Source organism: Bradyrhizobium sp. INPA03-11B, from assembly GCF_040446015.1.
In the GTDB taxonomy this organism is placed as follows: domain Bacteria; phylum Pseudomonadota; class Alphaproteobacteria; order Rhizobiales; family Xanthobacteraceae; genus Bradyrhizobium; species Bradyrhizobium macuxiense_A.
In genome coordinates this window covers 1-551 of sequence record NZ_JASGSR010000280.1, presented here as the reverse complement: position 1 = coordinate 551, position 551 = coordinate 1, and the positions used below count along the sequence as shown (strand labels likewise).

Genomic DNA, 551 nt, shown 5'->3' with positions numbered 1-551 from the left:
CCTCTCCCCACCCTCCCCCACAAAGGGGGAGGGAGCCTGATCAGCGTGCTCACCTCACGCTCTAAAGCTTGCTTCGCAGAGTCGCTGTTCGTCGCACGGGATCGAAGACGCGACGCGCCCCGCCCGGCAAATTCGCAACGACTGCGTTGAACCTCGAAGGCCCGCCGCTGACCTATCACTGGGCTTGTTGCGGTCGGGGCTGGAATCATCATGAAAGTCGCATTGCTCGCTGTGCTTGGGCTTGCACTGGGCGCCCTCGGCGGCGCCGCTCTCGGCATCGGAGCCGGGCTCACCTGGATCGGAATGGCCAGAACCTCAGGTCTCGACAGCGGAACGCTGGTGTTCTTCACCTTCATGCCGCTCGGCGCCGCGATCGGCGGCATCGGCGGTGCGCTGTTGTTCGCCGTGGTGGCGATCCGCGACGCCGAGATCGTGATCGAACGGCAGCCGGTGCGGCAGCGCGACCGCTGAATTGCGCTGGCCGGAGCGTCTTCGGACGACGTGGACGCCGGTTCGCGTCGAGAAACCGCGTCAAACTGGGATCTAGAGCC

Annotated in this window: 1 protein-coding gene; it reads left to right on the top strand. The window is 65.7% G+C overall.

The annotated features are described in order from the left end of the window. The first annotated feature begins 210 nt into the window (after positions 1–210). Positions 211–471 (top strand): hypothetical protein, encoded by a 261-nt coding sequence (locus tag QMZ05_RS40920; RefSeq protein WP_050422442.1) that lies wholly within the window; start codon positions 211–213, stop codon positions 469–471. Positions 472–551 lie beyond the last annotated feature (80 nt).

Excerpts from the sequence above, each read along its gene's own strand:
- QMZ05_RS40920 (WP_050422442.1), top strand. The coding sequence starts at position 211 with ATGAAAGTCGCATTGCTCGCTGTGCTTGGGCTTGCACTGGGCGCCCTC.